We start from the raw sequence: 18,593 nt of genomic DNA on the forward strand, positions 1-18,593 counted from the left end.
TCGCGTTCACGCTTGATCTGGACATGGAATATGCCGCAACAAGGACTCCTATGAATTCCAATTTTTCTTCATCGGCGAATCTGCTGCAACGCCGCCGGCTGGTGGGCCTGGGCGCGTTGTCCGCCTTGTCGCTGGCAGCGCCCGGCGTGTGGGCGCAAGCCTTGCCCGCAAGCCGATCAGGCCTGGACGGCGGGCGCCTTATCGTCGTCTTCCTGCGCGGCGCGTATGACGGTCTGTCGGCCTTTGTGCCCTACGCAGACAAGGACTACTACGCTTTGCGCCCCAACATCGCGATTGCGGCGCCCGACGGCACGACGCAAACCGCCTTGAAGCTCGACAGGACTTTTGCCCTGCATCCCGCGCTGGCTCCACTGCTGCCGCTGTGGCAGCAAGGCGTTCTGGGCTTTGTGCCCGCGGCCGGCCTGCCTGCGCCCAACCGTTCGCATTTCGATGCACAGTACCAGATGGAGATCGCGCAGGGCGGCAAGACCAGCAGTGCGCCCGGGTGGCTCAACACCACAGCGGGCCTGGGCAAAGCCGCTGCACCGGGCGCCACCGCTCTCGGCGTGGGCGAGGCCAATCCGGCCATTCTGGGCGGGCAGGCGGCCGTCAGGTTGATACCGCGCGGCCAGTCGGCCGAGCGCACCGGCGTGCTGGCCAACGACAGAACCCGCCAGGCGCTGATGGACCTGTATGCCGGTGACGACAAGATCAGCGAAGCCTTCCGCCAGGGTGCGGGTAGCCGCATGCAGAGTGCGCAGGAGCTCACGGAGCAGAAAAACGCCAGGGCCGAAAAAATGGCGGAAGACAGTAAACGCATGGCAGACAAGCGCCTGGACCGCGATGGCACGCCCGGCAATCCGCAGGCGCTGAACGCGCAAATGCAGGCGGCCAGCAACGGCGCGGCCGACCCGGTGGGCCTGCAACTCGATGCGCAGCACCTGGGCACGCTGATGCGCAACGACCGAAAGTTGCGCATCGGCTTTTTGTCGGCCGGCGGTTGGGACACCCATGCCAACCAGGGCGCTGCCACCGGCCAGCTGGCCAACAACCTCGGCAACCTGGCGCGCGGCATCGCGCAGTTGCGCCAGGATTTTTCCGAACCCGGCGATGTCGTCGTGGTGATGAGCGAATTCGGCCGCACCAGCGCCGAAAACGGCACACGCGGCACCGACCACGGCTTTGGCAATGCCATGTGGCTGATGGGCAACCGTGTCGCCGGCGGACGCTGGCATGGCCAATGGACGGGCCTGGCCCAGCTCAACGAAGGACGCGACTTGCCGGCGCACCATGATTACCGCGCGGTGCTGGCTCAGGTGCTGCGGGGGACTTTTGCATTTGGCGATGCGCAGCTGGCTGATGTGTTGCCGGGAGCCAGGTGGGACAAGCGCCTGGACGGTTTGTTCGTCAAAGCCTAGCTTCGCAGGTTTGCGCCCGAATTCAAGGGTTTTGGCCGTTTTATCCAATAGGCGTAAGCGCGAGCAGCTATTAAATTAATAGCAAATAAATTTCCGGAGCTGATGCTTCCCGCCTGGCCGGCAGGTTTGCACTGTCCGGTTGGTGTGGGCGAAGTAAACTGCGCAGCAGAATCCGGGATGGCCCGCTGCCCCGGTCTTTTCGCATATCAATGGCCTGCCAGCACGGGCCCCAAGGACGCATGATGATGCCGCCTGCTTTTGATGCCCAATGGCTGCAAGCCCTGCGCGCCGGAGCGATCCAGCCGCCGCTGCGCCCACGTGTGCCGCTGTGGGCCGGTGAATCGGTAATCGGCTCGGTAGAACCCGGCTTCTTCCACAAGCTGGCCCTCCACACCATGACCGACGGCGACCATCCGCTGCTCAAGGAAGAGCGCCCCTCAACTTTGGGCTGGCGCGTGATGGGTGACGTCACGACCAGTCTGAACAAAATCGCGGTGGCGCTGCATGAAGCGGGCCTCGCCGGTGCCTGGCGCGACGAGCAGCTCGCGGTGCCCGACCAGTTCGGCCACCGCAAGGGCACGGTGGAGCGCGCGGCTGTGCGGCCGCTGGGCATCACCACGCTGGCGGTGCACCTGGTGGGGCAGTCACCTGACGGGCGCTTCTGGGTGCAGCAGCGTGCTTTCAACAAATCGAATGATCCGGGCCTGTGGGACACGCTGATGGGCGGCATGGTGTCGGCGGCCGATACGGTGGAAACCGCGCTCGTGCGCGAGACCTGGGAAGAGGCCGGCCTGCACACGGCCGCGCTGCAGGCTATGCGCTACGGCGGGCGCCTGGCGGCGCGGCGGCCGGCCACCGACGGCAACGGCGCGGGTTATGTGGTGGAGGACATCGACTGGTATGTCTGCACCGTACCCGAGGGCATGGTGCCCGACAACCAGGACGGCGAGGTCGAGCAGTTTCGCTTGATGGGGGCCGGGGACTTGCTCGAGGCCATGCAGCGCGGCGAATTCACGGCCGAAGCGACGCTGATTCTTTCAGACGCCATGGGCCTTACTTAGGCCTGGTCGGTCAGTGCCGGCTGGCGCAAGCGGTTGGGGGCCAGTGCGCCGGCCGAATCCAGGATCGGGTAGGCGATCGAGCAGATGTGCGAGTTGATGCGCTTGAGTTCGCTGATGAGGTCAATGTGCAGCGAGCTGGTTTCCAGGCTCTGCACCGTATTGGCTGATAGCCGACCCAGGTGGGTCGTGGCATATGCCCGCTCCAGGTCGCGGAAACGGGCTTTTTCTTCCAGCAGCTTTTGCGCGTCGCGCACCGTGCCATTGAGGAACACGCTCATGCCCAGGCGCAGGTTGGCCACCAGGCGCTCGTGCAGTTCGACGATTTCAGCCATGCCGGCGTCCGAGAAGTTGCGGCCCGGCTTGATTTTTTTGTCTTCAATGTCGATCAGTACGCGCTCGATGATGTCGCCGATCTGCTCCATGTTGATGGTGAAGCTGATGATGTCGGTCCAGCGGCGGCTTTCTTCCTCGGCCAGCGCTTCGCGTGAAATCTTGGTGAGGTAGTACTTGATCGACGAATACAGCTCGTCGACGGCATCGTCCATCTTGCGCAGGTCTTCGGCCAGCTTGAGGTCGTTCTTCTGGATGACCGCCAGCACGCCCAGCAGCATGGTTTCCACCACGTCGGCCTGGTGCAGCGCTTCACGGGCCGCGCAGGAGATGGCCAGCGACGGCGTGGCCAGTGCGGAAGGGTCGAGATGATGGGGGCGGCCGCCGGCCTTGTTTTTGTCGGGCTTGGGCAGCAGCTTTTCCACCCAGCGCGCGATCACCTGCGTCCAGCCAATGAATATGGCACCCACCACCATGTTGAAGGTGAGATGGAACAGCACCACTACGGTGGCGGCTTCGCCAAGGTAGGGGCGCACGTGGCGCAGCCACAGGCCGATGAAGGGCGCTGCGACGATGATGCCCAGCAGCTTGAAGAACAGGTTGCCCAGCGGAACCTGCCGCACTTCAACGGCCGAGCGCAGTGTGGTGAGCACCGCCAGCAGCCCGCTGCCGAGGTTGGCGCCCAAGACCAGGCCCAGCGCCACGTCAATGGGGATGACGGCCGAGGCGGCCAGCGTGGCCGTGAGCAGCACAATCGCCAGGCTGGAGTACGACACCACGGCCAGGAAGGCGCCCGCTGTGATTTCGAGCAGCAGGTCGCTGCTGAGGGAGCCCAGCAGGGCTTTCACGGCCGGTGCCTGGGTCAGAACTTCAGTGGAGGCCGTGACCAGCCGCAAGGCCAGCAGCATGAGGCCCAGGCCGATCAGCACCCGGCCGAAGCGGCCGACATTGGTGTCTTGCCGCGAGATGAACAGCACGACGCCGACAAAGATAAAGAGCGGCGACAGCCAGGACAGGTCAAAAGAGAACACCACGGCCATCAGGCTGGTGCCGATGTCCGCGCCCAGCATGACGGCCAGCGCCAGCGGCAGGGTGACCAGGCCCTGCCCGACAAATGACGAAACGATAAGGGAGGTGGCGGTGCTGGACTGCACCAGGGCCGTCACCCCGATGCCCGAGACGGCCGCAGCCAGCCGGTTGCTGATGCTGACTGCGAGCACGTGGCGCAGATTGGCACCGAACACCCGCAGGATGCCGGTACGAACGAGATGGGTGCCCCACACGAGCAGCGCAATGGCTGCCAAAAGATTCAACAAATGCTTCATAAGGTCGGAACCACTATACCCTTGAACCGGATGGCTGCAAGCGGTCCGACTCCGGTTTATCGGGTACGCCGAACCCGGAGCAGCTCATCCAGGATGAGGCAAACCGCGCCAACGGTGATGGCGGCATCGGCGATATTGAACGATGGAAAATACCAGCCGTGCCAGTGGAACTGCAGGAAATCCACCACATAGCCATGCAGGGTGCGGTCAACGACGTTGCCGACCGCACCGCCCAGGACGCAGGCCAGCGCGAAGGAAAACAGCTTTTGCCCGGCATGCGAGCGCAGCATCCACACAATAAAGAGCGCCGCGGCAACCCCGATGGCGGTGAAGAACCAGCGCTGCCAGCCAGAGGCTTCGGCCAGGAAGGAAAACGCCGCACCGGTGTTGTGCACGCGCACGACGTTGAAGAAGCTCGTCACATAGGTGGAGTCGCCCAGGCGGTAGTAGCCCAGGATCAATACCTTGGTGAACTGGTCAGCGATCAGGATCAGCAGTGCCAGGCCCAGCCAGGGGAGCATGCTGCCCTCTGATTTGATGAAGGTCATCTTGGCCATCAGGCGAACTTCCTGTCTTCACCGGCGCCATACAGGTTGCTGGTGCAGCGGCCGCAAATGGTCGGGTGGGCGGGGTCGTGTCCCACGTCACTCCGGTAGTGCCAGCAGCGCTCGCATTTGATGTCAGAACTGGCTGAAACCCGCGTTGATACTGCGCTAGCAGCTATTAAATCAATAGCGGATGTGATGAAGACAAATTTGAGGTCTTCACCGAGCGAGGCCAGCAGTGCATGGTCTTCGGCGGCCACTTCCAGCGCGACATTGGCCTGCAGCGAAGAGCCTACCTTGCCGTCGGTGCGCAGGGCTTCGATGTCCTTGTTGACCGCATCGCGGATTTCGCGGATGCGTGACCACTTGGCCAGCAGCGCTGCGTCGGGCGCGGGGAACTCGGCATAGGTTTCCATGAAGATGGACTCGGACTGCCCGAACACCTTCCACGCTTCTTCGGCTGTGAAGCTCAGGAAGGGCGCCATCCAGCGCAGCATGGCGTGCGTGATCTGCCAGAGCGCAGTTTGCGCGCTGCGGCGGGCCAGCGATTTGGGGCCGGTCGTATACAGCCGGTCTTTCAGGATGTCGAGGTAGAAGGAGCCCAGGTCTTCGCTGCAATAGATCTGCAGCTTGGAGACCACCGGGTGGAATTCATACACCTCGTAATGCGCCAGGATGTCGGCCTGCAGTTGCGATGCACGGCTGAGCGCGTAGCGGTCGATTTCCAGCATCTGCTCAAACGGCACGGCGTCTTTGGCTGGGTCGAAGTCGCTCACGTTGGCCATCAAGAAGCGCAGCGTGTTGCGGATGCGGCGGTAGGCGTCCACCACGCGGGCCAGGATCTTGTCGTCGATGCCCAGGTCGCCCGAATAGTCGGTCGAGGCGCACCAGAGGCGGATGATCTCGGCGCCCAGCTTGTCGCTCACCTCTTGCGGTACCACGACATTGCCTTCGCTCTTGCTCATCTTGCGGCCCTTGCCGTCGACGGTGAAGCCGTGCGTGAGCAGGCCCTTGTACGGCGCATGGTCGTACATCGCGCAGGCGGTGAGCAGCGACGAGTGGAACCAGCCGCGGTGCTGGTCGTGGCCTTCCAGGTACAGGTCTGCCGGCCAGGTCGATTGCGCGGCGTGACTATGGCGCAGCACATGGTCGTGCGTGGTGCCCGAGTCAAACCAGACGTCGAGGATGTCGGTGCTCTTGATGTAATCCGGCGCATCGGCGCCGATGATGGACTCGGCCGTGGCCTTGCTCCAGGCCTCGATGCCGCCGGCCTCCACCATGGCGGCTGCCTGGTCCATGATTTCCATGGTGCGCGGGTGCAGCTCGCCGGTGGCGGTGTGGATGAAAAAAGGCAGGGGCACGCCCCAGTTGCGCTGGCGGCTGATGCACCAGTCGGGCCGGCCGGCAATCATGTCGCGCAGCCGGACTTTGCCGTTTTCCGGGTAGAAGCTGGTTTCTTCGATGGCGGCCAGGGCCAGCTTGCGCAGGGTTTGCGGTGCCTTGTCCTTGGTGAAAACGCCTTCGCCCTCGTCCATGCGCACAAACCACTGGGCCGCCGCGCGGTAGATCACCGGCGTCTTGTGGCGCCAGCAGTGCGGGTAGCTGTGCAGGATGTCCTGGGTGGCAAAGAGGCGTCCGTGTTCGCGCAGTTTGTCGATGACCAGCGGCGCGGCCTTCCAGATATTGAGGCCGCCAAACAGCGCGAGATCGTCGACATAACGCCCGTTGCCCTGCACCGGGTTGAGGATGTCGTCGTAGGCAATGCCGTTGGCCACGCAGGAGTTGAAATCCTCTACGCCATAGGCAGGAGAGGAGTGCACGATACCGGTGCCGTCGTCGGCGGTGGCGTAGTCGGCCAGAAAGACCGGGCTGAAGCGCCGGTAGCCTGCATCGACGTCATAAAAGGGATGCTGGAATTTCAGCAGCGCCAGGTTTTTGCCCAGCGTGGTGGCCAGCACGGTACCGCTCAATTGGTAGCGCTCAAGGCATTTCTCGACCAGCACTGAAGCCAGCAGCAAGATACCGCGCTCTGTGTCGACCAGTGCGTATTCGAGTTCCGGGTTCAGGTTGAGCGCCTGGTTGGCCGGGATGGTCCAGGCGGTGGTCGTCCAGATCACCGCGAAGGCGTCTTTGGCCAGGCTCTTGAGGCCGAAAGCGGCCGCGAGCTTCTCCGGCTCAGCGCACTTGAAGCCGACATCCAGCGTCTGCGACTTCTTGTCGGCGTATTCGATTTCAAACTCGGCCAAAGACGAGCCGCAGTCAAAGCACCAGTACACGGGCTTGAGGCCACGGTAGACAAAGCCGCGTTCCATGATGCGTTTGAGGGCGCGGATTTCATTGGCCTCGTTGGCAAAATCCATCGTGCGGTAGGGGTTGTCCCATTCGCCGAGCACACCCAGGCGCTTGAAGTCGGCCATCTGGCCGGCGATCTGTTCGGTGGCGAAGGCGCGGCTCCTGGCCTGCACCTCATCGCGCGGCAGGTTGCGGCCGTGCAGTTTTTCAATCGCGTTCTCGATCGGCAGGCCGTGGCAATCCCACCCCGGCACGTAGATCGCGTCCAGGCCCTTGAGCTGACGCGCCTTGACGATCATGTCTTTCAGGACCTTGTTGACGGCGTGGCCGATGTGGATCTTGCCGTTGGCATAGGGCGGGCCGTCGTGCAACACGAACCTGGGCTTGCCGGCGCGCACGTCGCGCAGCTTCTTGTAGATGCCTTTTTCGTCCCATTCCTTGACCCAGCCGGCTTCGCGCTTGGGCAGGTCGCCGCGCATCGGGAAAGGTGTGTCAGGCAGGTTCAGGGTGCTGCGGTAATCGGTTTTGGTTTCGGACATGGGATGCTTCTGGGATGCTGTTGTTGGGGCGGCCTGAAAAAGCGGGCCGCCGGAAATACGGTGGGGAGAAGCCGGTCGCCAAAAAATGAAAGGCGAGGCCAGAGGCGACGAGATCGTCTAAATTCGGTCGCGCGTGGTCTGGCGGCTGGTTTCCGTGTGCATGGAGGCTGGAAACGACTTGGGCGGCTGGGCAAAAAACGCCCGCGCTTCGTCACAGTCTTTGGCGATGCCTGTTTTCAGGCTGTCCAGGCTGTCGTACTTCAGTTCGTCGTGCAGTTTATGAAGCAGTTCCACACGGATGATTTTACCGTATGCCCCCTCGGGGCCCAGGCTGGCCGGCCATTCGAGGCAATGCGTCTCCAGGAGCACGCGCCCGCCGTTGATGTCGGCCGGGTCCAGCGAGGGCCGGATCCCCAGGTTGGCTACGCCGGGAATGGGCTGGTCGGCCAGGCCAAACACCTGCACCGCAAAAATCCCGCTGGCTGCCGGTTTCCAGTGGGAAAACCGGAGATTGAGCGTGCGAAAACCGAGGTCGCGACCCAGTTTTCGGCCATGCACCACATGGCCCGAAATACTGTAAGGTCGGCCCAGCAGGCTGGCCACGCGGGTCATCTGGCCCTGCGCCAGCGCCTCGCGCACCGCAGAACTGGACACCCGGGTGTTGCTGACTTCATAGCTGTTCATGCGGGCGACGTCAAAACCCAGGCGGTCGCCGGCGGCGTCCAGCATGGCGTAGTCGCCCACCCGTTTGGCGCCAAAGCGGAAGTCGTCGCCCACCAGTACGTACTTCACGCCCAGGCCTTTGAGCAACACATCTTCAATAAACGATTCGGCCGGCTGGGATGCGAGTGCTGCGTTGAAGGGCAGCACAACGCATTGGTCGATCCCGCAGCGGGCCAGTTCAGTGAGCTTGTCGCGCAGGGTGGCAATACGCGCGGGGGCCAGTTCGGGCTTGCGGGCCACACCTGCGAAGTAGTCACGCGGATGGGGCTCGAAGCTCATGACGCAGCTGGGAACCCCGCGGTGCTGTGCCTCATTTTTCAGCAGCGCCAGCATGGCCTGGTGGCCACGGTGCACACCATCGAAATTGCCGATGGTCAGGGCGCATTGCGCCGCCAGCTGGGGATGGTGGTAGCCGCGGAAAATTTTCATGGGGGCAATTATCGTTTTTATAGCGCTGGAGGCCGTCTCAACGGGGCTTCAAAGTGGTTTATGGGGGATTTGAACCTGTTTGCCATGATTTCACTGTATATTGATACACAGTCAGCCGAACGCCGTGTTTCCATGCGTCATCCACCATGATGGAGGTTCGTTTTGAAGGTCTTGAAGCTCTCAGCCCAGGGATTGCCGCAATCCTGGATCAGCCTTGAACAAGCCGTGTTGCATTACGCGGCTGACGAGGTGCGCTGGGAGATGGGCGCGCGAGTCGTCACCTTCCATGGCGGGCACAACGCCATCACGGGCGAGCAGTCCATCATCACCGTCAACAGCATCATCGGCACCAAGGGCGTGCCCAACATCAACCCGTTTGACCTGAAACCGGGCCTGACCAACGGCAAGCTTTTCGCCCGCGACCGCAATGTGTGCGCCTACTGCGGCGGTCATTTCCATGAAGAAGACCTGACGCGCGAGCACATCATCCCGTTTGCCCAAAAAGGCATAGACACCTGGATGAACGTGGTGACGGCCTGCCGCGCCTGCAACCACCGCAAAAGCAGCCGCACGCCCGAGCAGGCGCACATGCCGCTGCTCTATACGCCTTATGTGCCCAGCCTCTGGGAAGACTTCATCCTGCGCAACCGCCGCATCCTGGCGGACCAGATGGAGTTTTTGATGGCGCATATTCCCAAGACCTCACGCTTGCACGCCTGACGCGTCCTGATACGGTCACGTGCGAGGTCCAGTGTCACCGCGGAACCGGCTTCGCCGGGCCGCCAGGGGCGCCCCTTGAGGGGGAGGCGGCCGCAGGCCGCATCGGGGGTGAGTGTTGCTCTAGGCGAAAACGCCAGCCGTCTCCTGCATCCGGCTCGACACCTCGCCCAGCTGATGCAGCGTGTCGCCAAAGGTCATTTCCAGTTGCGTCAGCTTTTTGAAGTAGTGGCTCACGATGTACTCGTCGGTCACGCCGATGCCGCCGTGCAGCTGCACGGCCTGCTGGCCCACAAAGCGCATCGATACGCCCAGCTGGTACTTGGCGCGCGCCAGCGCCCGGGTACGTTCGTCGGCCGGGGCGTTGAGCTTGAGCGAGGCGTAATAGCTCATCGAGCGCGCCAGCTCCAGTTGCATCTTCATGTCGGCCACGCGGTGGCGCAGCGCCTGGAAGCTGCTGATGGCCACCCCGAACTGCTTGCGGGTGTTCATGTACTCGACGGTGATGGCCAACGTTTTGTCCATCACGCCCACGGCTTCGGCGCAGGTTGCGGCGATGCCGATGTCGACCGCGTGGGCCAGGGCCGCCAGGCCGTCCAGCGTGATCAATGCGGCCGGCGTGTTCTTCAACGTCACTTCAGCGGCACGTCCGCCGTCTTGCGTGCCGTAGCCGCGGGTCGTCACGCCGGCCGCCGTGCGCTCGACGAGGAAGAGCGCCAGCTTGCCGTTGGCCATGGCCGGGACGACGAAGGCATCCGCCTGGTCGCCTGCCGGTACTATGCTTTTTGTAGCAGTAAGTGCATATGAATCCTGGGCTGGAGCCGCTTTTGCTTCACATTTTTCAAAGTCGTAGCGGGCCGCGCGTTCCTGGTAGGCCAGCACCACCAGCGCCTCACCGGAGGCGATTTTCGGCAGCCAGGCGGCCTTGACGGCGGCGGGTGCATAGCCGGACAGCACGCCGCCGCCAATCAGCGCTTGCGCAAACGGCTCCAGCACGATGCCGCGCCCCAGCTCTTCCATCACCACCATGCCCTCAACAGGGCCCATGCCGAGGCCGCCGTCGGCTTCTGGGATGTAGAGCCCCGTCAGGCCCAGTTCGGCGATCTGTCCATAGGCCTCGCGCGAGAAGCCGCCCGCCTTGGCGATGCCGCGGCGGCGTTCAAAGTCGTAGCCCTTGTCGACCCATTTGCGCACGGCGTCGCGCAGCTGTTCCTGGTCGTCGGTGAAATCGAAATCCATGATGCTTTCCTTTAAACCGGAATGAACTGATCGGGCTTAGCCGAGAACGACTTGCGAGACGATGTTGCGTTGGACTTCGTTGGAGCCGCCGTAAATCGTGGTCTTGCGCATGTTGAAGTAAGTGGACGCCAGCGGCGCATCACCCGGCAGGCCGCCGGGGAAGTCGCCTTGCCAGCCGGCTTCCATGGCTTCTTCAATAAAGGGCAGGCTGAAGGGGCCGGCGGCCAGCATCATCAGCTCGCTGTAGCGCTGCTGGATTTCACTGCCGCGAATTTTCAGCAGGCCCGCGATGTCCAGGGAGTTCTTGCCCGACTTCTCGGCCGACAGCACGCGCAGCACCAGCATTTCCAGCGCGACCACGTCGACTTCCAGCTTGGCGATTTCGTCTCGAAAGCGCAGGTCGTCGTACACACCTTCAGCTTTGGCGATGCGTTTGAGGCGCTCCAGCTCGCGCTTGGCGCGGTTCACATCGGCGATGTTGGTGCGCTCGTGGCTCAGCAGGTGCTTGGCGTAGGTCCAGCCCTTGTTCTCTTCGCCGATCAGGTTTTCAGCCGGCACCTCGACGTTGTCGAACCAGACTTCGTTGACCTCGGCCTCGCCGTCCAGCAGCACGATGGGGCGCACTGTCACGCCGGGCGACTTCATGTCAATCAGCAAAAACGAAATGCCGGTTTGCGGCTTGCCTTCGGTGCTGGTGCGTACCAGGCAGAAAATCCATTCACCGTACTGGCCCAGCGTGGTCCAGGTCTTCTGGCCATTCACGATGTATTTGTCGCCCTGGCGCTCGGCCCGGCATTTGACGGACGCGAGGTCAGAGCCCGAGCCCGGCTCGCTGTAGCCCTGGCTCCACCAGACTTCGCCGCTGGCAATGCCGGGCAGGAAGCGCTTTTGCTGCTCGGGGCTGCCAAAGGCCATGATCACGGGCGCGACCATCACCGGGCCGAAGGGCACGACGCGAGGCGCACCGGCCAGTGCGCATTCTTCTTCAAACAAATGTTTTTGCACGGCGTTCCAGCCCGGGCCGCCGAACTCCTTGGGCCAGCCGTGGCCCAGCCAGCCTTTTTTGCCGAGTATCTTGGCCCAGCGCTGCATGTCGTCACGCGACAGGCGCAAGGCGTTGTGCACCTTGTGCGAGATGTCTTTGGGCAGGTTGGCGTGAACCCAGGCGCGTATTTCTTCGCGAAAGGCCTGTTCTTCAGGGGTGAAAGCTAAATCCATGGTGAATGTCTCCAGGCCGGTTGGCAGGTATATCTACGGTCGATTTTCTATTTTTAGCACGGTCGTTCGCAATTTTATGTCTCAGTTGGGACATTCGTGCCGTTGGGGTTGGCGGGGTGCGATAACACACGCTGGCGGGCCGCTATCTGCCGCGTTCTAAACTAGAGGGCTATGGCAACTGCGCAGAAAAATATCGTCATCCTGATTTCGGGCGGCGGCTCCAACATGGCGGCCATCGCCCGCGCCGCCGAAAAAGAGTGCTGGCGCAGCAAATGGGGGGTGAGGGTTGCCGCCGTCATCAGCAACAAAGCGGACGCCCCGGGGCTGGCCGTGGCCCAAAGCCTGGGGATTGCCACCGAAGCCGTGCCCCACAAGTCTTTCGACTCGCGAGAGGCATTTGATGCCGAACTCATGGCCCGTATCGACCGGTATTCGCCCGCACTGGTGGTGCTGGCCGGTTTCATGCGCATTTTGACACCGGGCTTTGTGCAGCACTACGCCGGCCGCTTGATCAACATTCATCCTTCGCTGCTGCCGGCCTTCACGGGGCTGGACACCTACCAGCGCGCCATCGATGCGGGCTGCAAGGTGGCGGGCGCGACGGTGCACCAGGTCACGGAGGTACTGGACCACGGCGCCATCCTGGCGCAGGCGGTGGTGCCTGTGTTGCCGGGCGACACCGCCAGGATGCTGTCTGCCCGCATCCTCACGCAGGAGCACCTGATTTTCCCGCAGGCTGTGCGCGCTTTTTTTGAACCTGCCGCCTGAGCTTTGCCCGCGCGCGCGGCGAAAGCGTTGATGCGCCCTGATTGATACGTTTGATTTGAATCCAGCCGGTCCTCGGCCCCGTATTCATGTCAGCCGCTTTGAAACCCTTCCGGTTGCGGCTTGCGTATCCATTTCATCAACATCAGTTCAAAGGTATTCACATGCAGACAAAACACAAACTGGCATCCGTCGGCGTGGCCATCGCCCTGTCATTGGCTGCCGCATCTTCCTTCGCCCAGGTCATGGTGGGCGGTGCGCCCATGCTCGCCAGCAAGGACATCATCGACAACGCCGTCAACTCCAAGGACCACACCACGCTGGTCGCCGCCGTCAAGGCAGCGGGCCTGGTCGATACGCTCAAGGGCCCGGGCCCGTTCACCGTGTTCGCGCCGACCAATGCGGCCTTTGCCGCATTGCCCGCTGGCACGGTCGACACCCTGCTCAAGCCCGAAAACAAGGGCATGCTCACCGGCATCCTGACCTACCACGTCGTGCCCGGCAAGTGGGACGCCGCAGCCATCAGCAAGATGATTGCCGACGGCAAGGGCATGGCTTCGATCAAGACTGTGGCCGGCGGCACGCTGGTGGCCAGGTCGGCTGGCGGCAAGGTCACGGTGACCGACGAGAAGGGCAGCGTTGCGACTGTCACCATTGCTGACGTGTACCAGTCCAACGGCGTGATCCACGTGGTCGACAAGGTATTGCTGCCCAAGTAAGCAGATCGCTGCTTCTTGCCAGGGCTCGTGCGCGATTTGACTGCGCACGAGCCTTGCCGTTTGCGATTACTTTTGCTCCAGCATATGCAGCGCCGCCTTCACGATGCTTTGCGCATCGACGCTGAAGAATTCACGCAGCGCGGCGCGTGTGTCGCTGCGGCCAAAGCCGTCGGTGCCCAGCGTCAGGTAGCGCCTGCCTTCGGGCACAAAGGCACGAATGCTTTCCGGCACGGCGCGCACATAGTCGGTGGCGGCCACGATGGGGCCGGTGCTGCCCTGCAACTGCTGAGCGATGAAGGGCGCAGTCACAGCGCCGTCATTGATCGCCTCTTGCTGGCAAGCTGCACCATCACGCGCCAGCTCACTCCAGCTGGTCACGCTGAAGACCGTGGCCTCGATGCCCTGCGTGGCCAGTTGCTGCGCAGCCTTGATCACCTCGGTCAGGATCGCTCCCGAACCCATCAAAACGACTTTTTGAGCCTTTTTTGGAGATGTTTCAGGGCTGTGGGGCAATAAGGAAGTGCGCGGCCAGCTATTGAATTGATAGCATCCACGAATAATGTCCGTCTCGGAGCCGGCTTGCAAATCAGGCTGGGCGTAGTTCTCGTTCATCAGCGTGACGTAATAGAAGACGTCTTTTTGTTCGACCATCATCTCCTGCATGCCGTGGTTCAGGATCACGGCCAGCTCGCCGGCAAACGCCGGGTCGTAGGCCTTGCAGTTGGGAATGGTCGCGGCGATCAGGTGGCTGGTGCCGTCCTGGTGTTGCAGGCCTTCGCCGCCCAGCGTGGTGCGGCCCGAAGTTGCGCCCAGCAGGAAACCGCGGGCGCGCTGGTCGGCGGCAGCCCAGATCTGGTCGCCCACGCGCTGAAAGCCGAACATCGAGTAATAGATATAGAAGGGCAGCATCGCCAGGCCGTGCACGCTGTAGCTGGTGGCCGCGGCCGTCCAGCTGGCCATGGCGCCGGCTTCGCTGATGCCTTCTTCCAGGATCTGGCCGTCGAGCGCCTCGCGGTAGCTCAGCACCGAGCCGATGTCTTCCGGCGCGTAGCGCTGGCCCACGCTGGAGTAAATGCCCACCTGCTTGAACAGGTTGGCCATGCCGAAGGTGCGCGCCTCGTCGGCCACGATGGGCACGATCTTCGGGCCCAAGGCCGCGTCTTTCAGCAAGCCGCCCAGCATGCGTACAAAGGCCATGGTGGTGCTCATTTCCTTGCCGTCGGCCGCCAGCGCGAATTGTGCGTAGGAGGGCAGGGCCGGGATGTTCACGATGTCGGCCGCCGTTTCACGCCGCGGCAAATAGCCGCCCAGTGCTGCGCGTTTGGCGTGCATGTATTGCATCTCGGCGCTGTCTGCAGCGGGCTTGTAGAAAGCCAGGGTTTTGGCTTGCTCGTCAGACAGCGGCAGGTTAAAGCGATTGCGGAATTCGATCAGCTCTTCGCCGTCGAATTTTTTCTGCGAATGCGTGGTCATCTTGCCCTGGCCGGCGCTTCCCATGCCGTAGCCCTTTTTGGTGTGCGCCAGGATCACCGTGGGCTGGCCCTGGTGGCTGGCCGCCGCGGCGTAGGCGGCGTGAATCTTCACCAGGTCATGGCCGCCGCGTTTGAGGCGGTCGATCTGTTCGTCCGTCATGCCCTGCGCCAGGCGTGCGAGTTCGGCGTTCTGGCCGAAGAAGTTGTCGCGGTTAAAGCGCCCGTCTTTGGCGGCAAAGGTCTGCATCTGGCCGTCTACCGTTTGCGCAAAAGTTTTTGCCAGTGCATCCGTCAGGTCGCGCGCAAAGAGACCGTCCCAGTCGCTGCCCCAGACCAGCTTGATGACGTTCCAGCCGGCGCCGGCAAAAAGCTTTTCCAGCTCGTCGATGATGCGGCCGTTGCCGCGCACCGGGCCGTCGAGCCGTTGCAGGTTGCAGTTGACGACCCAGACCATGTTGTCCAGGCCTTCGCGGGCGGCCAGGGTCAGCGCGCTCATCGATTCGGGCTCGTCCATCTCGCCATCGCCGAATACGCCCCAGACCTTTCTGCCCGTGCAGTCCAGCAGACGGCGGTGCGTGAGGTAACGCATGAAGCGCGCGTGGTAGATCGAGCTGATCGGGCCTATGCCCATGGAGCCGGTCGGGAACTGCCAGAAGTCAGGCATCAGGTACGGGTGCGGGTAGCTGCACAGGCCTTGCGCACCCTGGCTGGGCGCGGTGAGTTCCTGGCGGTAAAAGCCCAGGTCTTTTTCGTCCAGCCGGCCTTCAAGGTAAGCGCGCGCATAAACGCCGGGCGCGCTGTGCGGCTGGAAGAACACCAGGTCGCCGCGATGTTGACCCTCACCCACGCCTTCCCGTGCGCGAAAGAAATGGTTGAAGCCGGTTTCAAACAGGTCGGCTGCGCTGGCATAACTGGCGATGTGGCCGCCAAGTTCGGCCGAGCCGCCGGTCTCGGCCTGGTTGGCACGCACCACCATGGCCAGCGCATTCCAGCGCATCAGCGAGGCCAGGCGCTCTTCCATCGCCAGGTCGCCGGGGAACACGGGTTGCTCGTCTACGCCGACGGTGTTGACGTAAGGCGTGGCCAGTTCAGGCTGCCAGCCGATGCGCTGCTTGCGCGCGACGCGGGTCAGCTCGTGCAGCATCTCCCGAGCGCGGGCCGGGCCCTGCGTGAGGGCCAGGGCTTCAAACGCCTCACGCCATTCGGCGGTCTCCTGCGGGTCAGGGTCAGCGGAAGGATTGGTATGAGAAGCGGCCTGCATCAGTAAATGGTGGGGTGTGGAATCGTTCATGGCAGCGATCACTTTACGCAGAATCATCCGGAAGGTGTTGCTTCAATATCGGGGCGTGACACCATTTAAAAGCATAAAATGCTGTAAATAACGAATTTTGAAGATGATGCAGCTGGATAACCTTGATTTGAAGATTCTGGACGAGTTGCAGCGGGATGGCTCGCTGACCAACGTGGAGCTGGCGCGCCGCGTGCACCTGAGCCCTTCGCCGTGTCTGGCCCGCGTCAAGGCGCTGGAGGCCGGCGGCGTGATCGATCGCTACGTCGCCATTGCCAATGCGGCGGCGCTGGGTTTGGGCCTGAATGTCTTCATCTCCATCAGCTTGCGCACGCAAAGCAAGGAGTCGCTGGCCGACTTTGAACGGCGCATCGCCGAGCACGACGACGTGATGGAGTGCTATTTGATGTCGGGAGACAGCGACTACCTGATTCGTGTGGCGGTGGCCGACATCGGTGCGCTGGAGAAGTTCATCCTCGAGCAGTTGTCGCCGATCCCGGGCATTGAAAAGATACGCTCGAGCTTTGCGCTCAAGCAGGTCAGGTACAAGACGGCCTTGCCCTTGCCTGTGGCAAGGGCGCCTGAACCCATCGCCAGGGTATCAGCGGCCCGGGGCTGACGACTGTTCGCTGGCCAGGGCCGGATGCGAAATTTCAATTTCGTTGATCTTGGCCAGCAGGTCTTCCCGACGGCTCACGTCTTCCCCTGCGGGACTCACGGTATCGCTCGGTGAATCGACAAACTGCACATAGCGCTTTGTTCCAGAGGCCATCTGGTGCAGGCGGGACTTGAGCCTTTCAACCACTTCCTGTGCGGTCGTCTGGGAGCTGGGCGTGTCATGCCACAGGGCGACGTGCAGGTTAAAGGCATTTGCGTCGCCCAGCTTTTCAGAAGCGCGTATGCAGTCGGCCAGAATTTTGGTTGAAACTTCCGACAGGGTGGTGCGGTTGACCGGACCCTCGATCAACATCATGAAGTCGTTTTCGCCATGGCGAACCACGGTGTCCACGTCGCGTGCTGCCCCGCGCAGGATTTCGCCGATGCGGGAAAGTGCGGCACCGCGCTTCTGGTCGCTTGCCGCGTCATGGCTCGGGGCCTGGTCGAGCCACCGCAACATCAATACGCCGAATGCCGACTTCTGCCGCCGCGCGCGAAGCAGCATGGGCGGCAGCCTGTCGTCGATGATCCGCGGCAACATCAGCCCGCTGGCCGGGTCGTAAGTCGCCAGTGCGGCGCTGCGATGGTTGGCAAACAGTGCTGCCCGGCTGCGCCATGCCAGCACGAGGAAAACCCAGAGCAGGCCGATCATTGCCGACAGGACACCGGCTGCCTGTGCCGCTTCAACATTCCAGACCCAGCCCGCGTTGTAGGAAAGCCGGGCCAGCGCGGCCAGCCCGATGGGCGCGGCGCCCAGCAGGATGAGAAGGTTCCAGGTCTGTCCCCGCAAAGACATCCACAAGAGGCTTCCCATGATGGCCAGAGTGGAAAACGCCAGCCACAGGTTGCGAAGATCACGCGGCACGAGGTTCTGGCCGGCAGCCATCAGGCAGGCCATGAACAGGCTGCCCGCCGTCACGGTGAGCAGCAGGCGGTATATGCGCGGGTAGCCGCTCTTGGCATAGCTGGCCTGGGTGCAAAACCATGCACCGGCGCCCATGCTCACCGAGGCCGACACCCAGCCCATGACCTGGTTCAGGTGTGCGCTGTGCGGCCAAATGCGCCAGCCGCCATAGCCGATCAGCACCAGTTGCGTGAACATGAGCGTGACCACGACGGCGCCGAACCACAAAAATACCTTGTTATGCGCCATGACGAACGCGGCCAGGCACAGAAAGGCCAGCAGGCTGAACATGCCCCACATCAACCCGATCACCACGCCAACCCGGGACGCGCCGTCGATGTACTCGATGGGCGACAGCAGCATGGGCCGCTCCGTGAGGGCCCTGCGGTGCTCAAAGCGCAGGTAGTAGGTCTGGATTCCGTCGCCGCGCGTTTGCAGCTCAAAACTCGGCACGCGGGTGCGCAGCGCCCACGCGGCCGGGGCAATCGCTTCGCCTGCGGACTGGACCAGCCAGCCGCCTTGCGGGTTGCGCGAAAAAAGGCTCACCCTGAAGATGGCCTGGCCCGGCATCCGGATGTACCAGGTCTGCAGGGCTTCGGTGGCCGGCAGTGAAAAACTGGCCCAGACGTCCTGCGTGTTCGAGGTGGGAAGGATGGAGTCGTCTGTATAGGGCTGAAAGTTCCACGGCCCGGTTGCGGGATCAGCGGTTGTCAAGGCATCAGGTGACTCGATGGAATCCTTGGGCACCGCGACCCATTGCAGCGGCTGGGCCAGCGTGATTGTGGGACTGTCTTCGTACAGGCGGTCAAAGACCTGTGCATGGGCTGCGCCGAAGAATGCGCAGAGCAACATCAGGAAAAAACCACGCAGTCTTGCCGTTCGATACATCTGCATAGCTTATTGCAAAAAGCCGGACCTGCACGGAAGGCCATAGTCCTGCCGTGCGAACGTC

At 62.7% G+C, this 18,593-nt stretch carries 14 protein-coding genes; 6 read left to right on the top strand and 8 right to left on the bottom strand.

Annotation, left to right across the window (positions count from 1 at the left end):
• The first annotated feature begins 50 nt into the window (after positions 1 to 50).
• Positions 51 to 1,418, top strand: a complete 1,368-nt coding sequence (locus AC1DYR_RS21450; protein ID WP_477706870.1) for a DUF1501 domain-containing protein — start codon at positions 51 to 53, stop codon at positions 1,416 to 1,418.
• A gap of 239 nt (positions 1,419 to 1,657) precedes the next feature.
• Positions 1,658 to 2,479, top strand: coding sequence for an NUDIX hydrolase (locus AC1DYR_RS21455; protein WP_477706871.1), 822 nt, complete (start codon positions 1,658 to 1,660; stop codon positions 2,477 to 2,479).
• Here the strand turns inward: AC1DYR_RS21455 and AC1DYR_RS21460 are convergent.
• From AC1DYR_RS21460 to AC1DYR_RS21475, 4 genes are all read right to left on the bottom strand, one after another.
• Entirely contained in the window at positions 2,476 to 4,134 is a 1,659-nt protein-coding gene (locus tag AC1DYR_RS21460; RefSeq protein WP_457279510.1) for a Na/Pi cotransporter family protein, read from the bottom strand. The genes AC1DYR_RS21455 and AC1DYR_RS21460 overlap by 4 nt on opposite strands.
• Positions 4,135 to 4,190: 56 nt before the next feature.
• Positions 4,191 to 4,691 (bottom strand): signal peptidase II, encoded by a 501-nt coding sequence (lspA, locus tag AC1DYR_RS21465; protein ID WP_477685899.1) that lies wholly within the window; start codon positions 4,689 to 4,691, stop codon positions 4,191 to 4,193.
• On the bottom strand, positions 4,691 to 7,510 hold the full coding sequence (ileS, locus tag AC1DYR_RS21470; RefSeq protein ID WP_477706872.1) for an isoleucine--tRNA ligase: 2,820 nt from the start codon (positions 7,508 to 7,510) through the stop codon (positions 4,691 to 4,693). Before ileS ends, lspA begins: the two co-directional genes overlap by 1 nt.
• 117 nt (positions 7,511 to 7,627) lie before the next feature.
• The gene (locus tag AC1DYR_RS21475) at positions 7,628 to 8,662 is read right to left on the bottom strand and encodes a bifunctional riboflavin kinase/FAD synthetase (RefSeq protein WP_477666172.1); all 1,035 of its coding nucleotides are present in this window, start codon (positions 8,660 to 8,662) and stop codon (positions 7,628 to 7,630) included.
• A gap of 162 nt (positions 8,663 to 8,824) precedes the next feature.
• Here AC1DYR_RS21475 and AC1DYR_RS21480 point away from each other — a divergent pair, with 162 nt between their 5' ends.
• Positions 8,825 to 9,382 carry an HNH endonuclease gene (locus AC1DYR_RS21480; protein ID WP_092128654.1) on the top strand — a complete coding sequence of 186 codons (558 nt, stop codon included), beginning with the start codon at positions 8,825 to 8,827 and terminating at the stop codon, positions 9,380 to 9,382.
• A gap of 120 nt (positions 9,383 to 9,502) precedes the next feature.
• Here the strand turns inward: AC1DYR_RS21480 and AC1DYR_RS21485 are convergent, their stop codons facing one another.
• Together AC1DYR_RS21485 and AC1DYR_RS21490 are read right to left on the bottom strand one after the other, a co-directional pair.
• Entirely contained in the window at positions 9,503 to 10,618 is a 1,116-nt protein-coding gene (locus tag AC1DYR_RS21485) for an acyl-CoA dehydrogenase family protein (protein ID WP_477706873.1), read from the bottom strand.
• A gap of 36 nt (positions 10,619 to 10,654) precedes the next feature.
• Entirely contained in the window at positions 10,655 to 11,836 is a 1,182-nt protein-coding gene (locus AC1DYR_RS21490; protein WP_477706874.1) for an acyl-CoA dehydrogenase family protein, read from the bottom strand.
• 171 nt (positions 11,837 to 12,007) lie between these two features.
• On the opposite strand from AC1DYR_RS21490, the gene purN reads away from it, so the two are divergent.
• Together purN and AC1DYR_RS21500 are read left to right on the top strand one after the other, a co-directional pair.
• Positions 12,008 to 12,604 (top strand): phosphoribosylglycinamide formyltransferase, encoded by a 597-nt coding sequence (gene purN, locus AC1DYR_RS21495; RefSeq protein WP_477706875.1) that lies wholly within the window; start codon positions 12,008 to 12,010, stop codon positions 12,602 to 12,604.
• A 161-nt stretch (positions 12,605 to 12,765) separates the two neighbouring features.
• Positions 12,766 to 13,320, top strand: a complete 555-nt coding sequence (locus AC1DYR_RS21500) for a fasciclin domain-containing protein (protein ID WP_477706876.1) — start codon at positions 12,766 to 12,768, stop codon at positions 13,318 to 13,320.
• Between the two features lie 66 nt (positions 13,321 to 13,386).
• Here the strand turns inward: AC1DYR_RS21500 and mdeB are convergent, their stop codons facing one another.
• On the bottom strand, positions 13,387 to 16,083 hold the full coding sequence (gene mdeB / locus AC1DYR_RS21505; protein ID WP_477706877.1) for an alpha-ketoglutarate dehydrogenase: 2,697 nt from the start codon (positions 16,081 to 16,083) through the stop codon (positions 13,387 to 13,389).
• 106 nt (positions 16,084 to 16,189) lie between these two features.
• Between mdeB and AC1DYR_RS21510 the strand changes: the two genes are divergently transcribed.
• Complete coding sequence (locus tag AC1DYR_RS21510; protein ID WP_477706894.1) at positions 16,190 to 16,699, top strand: Lrp/AsnC family transcriptional regulator; 510 nt, start codon at positions 16,190 to 16,192, stop codon at positions 16,697 to 16,699.
• Here AC1DYR_RS21510 and AC1DYR_RS21515 read toward each other — a convergent pair.
• Positions 16,682 to 18,535 (bottom strand): sensor domain-containing diguanylate cyclase, encoded by a 1,854-nt coding sequence (locus tag AC1DYR_RS21515; RefSeq protein ID WP_477706878.1) that lies wholly within the window; start codon positions 18,533 to 18,535, stop codon positions 16,682 to 16,684. The two genes, AC1DYR_RS21510 and AC1DYR_RS21515, sit on opposite strands and share 18 nt — an antisense overlap.
• Positions 18,536 to 18,593: the final 58 nt, after the last annotated feature.

Source organism: Polaromonas sp. P1_F9, assembly GCF_056405615.1.

Excerpts from the sequence above, each read along its gene's own strand:
- AC1DYR_RS21450 (WP_477706870.1), top strand. The coding sequence starts at position 51 with ATGAATTCCAATTTTTCTTCATCGGCGAATCTGCTGCAACGCCGCCGG.
- AC1DYR_RS21455 (WP_477706871.1), top strand. The coding sequence starts at position 1,658 with ATGATGATGCCGCCTGCTTTTGATGCCCAATGGCTGCAAGCCCTGCGC.
- AC1DYR_RS21460 (WP_457279510.1), bottom strand. The coding sequence starts at position 4,134 with ATGAAGCATTTGTTGAATCTTTTGGCAGCCATTGCGCTGCTCGTGTGG.
- lspA (WP_477685899.1), bottom strand. The coding sequence starts at position 4,691 with ATGGCCAAGATGACCTTCATCAAATCAGAGGGCAGCATGCTCCCCTGG.
- ileS (WP_477706872.1), bottom strand. The coding sequence starts at position 7,510 with ATGTCCGAAACCAAAACCGATTACCGCAGCACCCTGAACCTGCCTGAC.
- AC1DYR_RS21475 (WP_477666172.1), bottom strand. The coding sequence starts at position 8,662 with ATGAAAATTTTCCGCGGCTACCACCATCCCCAGCTGGCGGCGCAATGC.
- AC1DYR_RS21485 (WP_477706873.1), bottom strand. The coding sequence starts at position 10,618 with ATGGATTTCGATTTCACCGACGACCAGGAACAGCTGCGCGACGCCGTG.
- AC1DYR_RS21490 (WP_477706874.1), bottom strand. The coding sequence starts at position 11,836 with ATGGATTTAGCTTTCACCCCTGAAGAACAGGCCTTTCGCGAAGAAATA.
- purN (WP_477706875.1), top strand. The coding sequence starts at position 12,008 with ATGGCAACTGCGCAGAAAAATATCGTCATCCTGATTTCGGGCGGCGGC.
- AC1DYR_RS21500 (WP_477706876.1), top strand. The coding sequence starts at position 12,766 with ATGCAGACAAAACACAAACTGGCATCCGTCGGCGTGGCCATCGCCCTG.
- mdeB (WP_477706877.1), bottom strand. The coding sequence starts at position 16,083 with ATGAACGATTCCACACCCCACCATTTACTGATGCAGGCCGCTTCTCAT.
- AC1DYR_RS21510 (WP_477706894.1), top strand. The coding sequence starts at position 16,190 with ATGCAGCTGGATAACCTTGATTTGAAGATTCTGGACGAGTTGCAGCGG.
- AC1DYR_RS21515 (WP_477706878.1), bottom strand. The coding sequence starts at position 18,535 with ATGCAGATGTATCGAACGGCAAGACTGCGTGGTTTTTTCCTGATGTTG.